The following is a 3,193-nucleotide window of genomic DNA, read 5'->3' on the forward strand; positions in this document are numbered from 1 at the left end:
AGTTGGCCCGGTCGAATGGCTGACGAAGACTTCGTGGAGTTCGCGCAGGCGGCCGCCGGCCGGCTGCGCGACGCCGCCTTCCTGATGTGCCGCGACTGGCATCTCGCCCAGGACCTCACCCAGACGACGCTGGCCAAGGTGTACGCCAACTGGAGGCGGGTCCGCCGGGCCGACGATCCCCACGCGTACGCCCGCAAGATACTGCTGCGCTGCATGCTCGACCAGCAGCGACGTCGTTCCAGCCGCGAGTTGGCGATGTCGACGCCGCCGGAGCGGGGAGAGGAACATCCGGCTGAGCTGCGCATGACGTTGCTGGACGCGGTCGCCACCCTGCCGTTGCGGGACCGGGCGATCATCGTCCTGCGTTACTGGGACGACCTGAGCGTGGAGGCGACCGCCGAGGTAGTGGGCGTCTCCATCGCCGTCGTCAAGAGCCAGAGCATGCGCTCCCTCAACCGGCTGCGCGAGCTGCTCGGCGAGACCCGTTCCGAGCTGTTCGCCGAGGAACGCCATTGACGGGTCCCGTCTGCGGGCGGGGTGTGGCGGATCCCTTTGGGGTCGGACCGTCGGCCGGCGAACCGGCGCGTCGGTGCTGCGGCGGCGACGAAGGTGCCGCCACGCGTCGGCCGAAGCGCCACGTGTGGTGGCAGGTATCTGCGTCTGGGGAGGTTCTCGGTGTCCGTATCGAGCAGCAGGACGAGCCGAGGCCGGATTCGCGGCAGAGGCCGAGGTTCGGTCGCGGTCCTGTCGGCGTTGTTGGTGATGGCCGCAGGGTGCGATCGGGGGGAGGCCGGTGTCGGCTCCGACGAGCTGCACACAGTGAACGCGGACCGGGGCGACCCGGGTCTGCTGCTGGGGGCGGGCGATCTGGGAGCGGACTGGCACGAGGACGACGCGCGAACCGGTCTGGCGGCCTGGCCGTGGGAGCAGGACAGCTGTCCCGACTACCGGAGCAGCGACTACCTGGCCAAGTCCCATCGGCGCGCTGCCGTGGAGCGCTACTACCGGCTGTCTGACGGCTCGTCGCCGGCCCACCACGTCGTGGAGACGTACGAACCTGGATGGGCCGAGCGGAACGTCGATGACGTCCGTCGGGTCCTCCTGCGCTGTGCGAGCTACCCGGTCCTCGGATCGCAGGTCTCGTTCGACGTCGTGGATCCGCATTATCTGGAGGGCGCCGGGATGCTCATTCGAGGTCGCATCGCACATGCGGACGCCCCGAGCACCGTCACGTACTTCGTGATGGTGAGACGAGGCGAGACGGTCTCGACGGTCCGCCTGCCCGATCCGGGCAGTCAGGCCGTGGTGGACTCGATCGCGGCGAGGGTGGTGGCCCGCCTTGGCTGAGCGGATTGGCCGGCGGCTGTCGCGACGCTGGGTTCTCTCCGCGGCCACCGTGTCGCTGGCCGGCGTTGCGACGGCCGCCTTCGGTGCCACGCGCGGCCGCGACGGCGACGGAGCCGGACCATCGCACGGTTCCTCCCCGGCCAGCCCGATCCCCACGACGCCGGCCATCGACTGGATCGGCCAGGCGAGAATGCGCATCAAGGCCTACGTGGAGCGGTACGACGGCCACCTGGCGGTCGCGGCACTGGATCGGCAGGGAACGGCTTCGGTGACGGTCGGCGCCAAACGGTTCGAGACCGCCAGCATCGTCAAGGTCAACATCCTCGCGGCTCTCCTGCTGCGCCAGAACCCGCCGGGCAAGGCCCTGAGTTCCGGCACCCGGCGGTTGGCCGAGGCCATGATCGTGTCCAGTGACAACGATGCGGCGGTGGCCCTGTGGCAGCGGATCGAGGGCTCGCGCGGCCTCAACGCCGCGAACCGCGAGCTCGGCCTGCGTGAGACGAAGCCCAACTCGCACTGGGGACTCACCACGACCACGGTCGCCGACCAGCTTCGTCTGCTGACCGCGCTGACGTCGCCGACGGGACCGCTGACCCCGCAGGACCGTACCTTCGTCATGGGTCTCATGAAGAAGGTGATCCCCGAGCAGCGGTGGGGGGTCACCGCCGCACGGGAGCCGGGCGGTCGTTCCGAGTACGTCAAGAACGGCTGGGACACCGCTGATGTTGACGGGGGTCGTTGGCTGGTCAACAGCATCGGGCGGGTCGTCGAGGCCGATCATGACTGGCTGATCGCCGTGCTCTCCGACCATCACGTGAGTCAGAAGGAGGGCATCCGCGTCGTCGAGAAGGCCGCCACGTACGTGCTCAAGGAGCTGCGCGCCGCCACTGCGCACGACGGGCTGTCGCCGGGGTAGGCCCGCGTCCGCTCAGGCCGACAGTGGGTCGGTCGACCTGCCGGGTAGGCGCCTGTCATCGCCGGCAGCACACAATTCCCGATCTTGTACCCATCCGTCTGCGGGTCTGCCTCGAATGCCTCATGACAGCAGCAATCGAGTACAAGCATCTGAGGAGTTCGTATGAAGCGGCGCCTGTTTGCCACGGTCGGCGTGATCGCCGTGTTGGCCCTGTCCGCCTGCGGCGGAACCGACGGCGAGGACACCGCCAGCGGAACGCCGAGTACGTCGGCCAGCGCGCCGATGGCCTCGGCTTCGCCGTCGATGATGATGTCGGGTCAGTTCGGCTCGGGGTGCGCGGCCGTGCCGACCGATTCGTCCAACCCGGGAAGTTTCGAGGCAATGGCGAAGGTGCCGGTGGCCACCGCCGCGTCCGGTAACCCACTGTTGTCGACGCTGGTCACGGCCGTGAAGCAGGCCAACCTGGTGGACTCGCTCAACGGCGCGCAGGGCGTGACGGTGTTCGCGCCGACCAACGACGCTTTCGCCAAGATCCCGAAGGCCGACCTGGACAAGGTCCTGGCCGACGACGCCATGCTGAAGAAGATCCTCACCTACCACGTGGTGCCGACCCAGTTGTCCCCGGACACCCTGGCCGGCACCCACAAGACGATGCAGGGCGACGACGTCACGGTGACCGGTAGTGGTACGTCGTTCACCGTCAACGGCACCTCGATGGTGGTCTGCGGGAACGTCTCGACGGCCAACGCCACCGTGTACATCGTTGACAGCGTCCTGATGCCCAAGAGCTGAGGGTGTCCACCCCCGTCGAGCCCCGGCCGGCAAACCGCCGGCCCGGGGCGGGCCCCACCCAGGCAGCCCCGTAGGGACGGCCCACCGCTGTACTACACTCACCAATAAAGCGGAAGGGGGTGGCCGGGTGGTGGGGTT

General features: G+C 68.8%; 4 protein-coding genes. All 4 read left to right on the forward strand.

Going from position 1 to position 3,193, the window contains the following annotated elements:
• On the forward strand, positions 1 to 516 hold a 516-nt coding region (locus ABZ749_RS32495), incomplete at its 5' end, for a SigE family RNA polymerase sigma factor (RefSeq protein ID WP_357234613.1).
• 303 nt (positions 517 to 819) lie between these two features.
• A complete protein-coding gene (locus ABZ749_RS32500; RefSeq protein ID WP_357234615.1) occupies positions 820 to 1,347 on the forward strand; it encodes a hypothetical protein in 528 nt (175 codons plus the stop codon).
• Positions 1,340 to 2,263 carry a serine hydrolase gene (locus tag ABZ749_RS32505; protein WP_357234617.1) on the forward strand — a complete coding sequence of 308 codons (924 nt, stop codon included), beginning with the start codon at positions 1,340 to 1,342 and terminating at the stop codon, positions 2,261 to 2,263. Before ABZ749_RS32500 ends, ABZ749_RS32505 begins: the two co-directional genes overlap by 8 nt.
• 162 nt (positions 2,264 to 2,425) lie before the next feature.
• Positions 2,426 to 3,055: a fasciclin domain-containing protein gene (locus tag ABZ749_RS32510; RefSeq protein ID WP_357234619.1), complete on the forward strand. Its 630-nt coding sequence runs from the start codon at positions 2,426 to 2,428 to the stop codon at positions 3,053 to 3,055.
• Positions 3,056 to 3,193 lie beyond the last annotated feature (138 nt).

This window comes from Micromonospora sp. NPDC047753, assembly GCF_040642735.1.
GTDB lineage: Bacteria > Actinomycetota > Actinomycetes > Mycobacteriales > Micromonosporaceae > Micromonospora.

Excerpts from the sequence above, each read along its gene's own strand:
- ABZ749_RS32510 (WP_357234619.1), top strand. The coding sequence starts at position 2,426 with ATGAAGCGGCGCCTGTTTGCCACGGTCGGCGTGATCGCCGTGTTGGCC.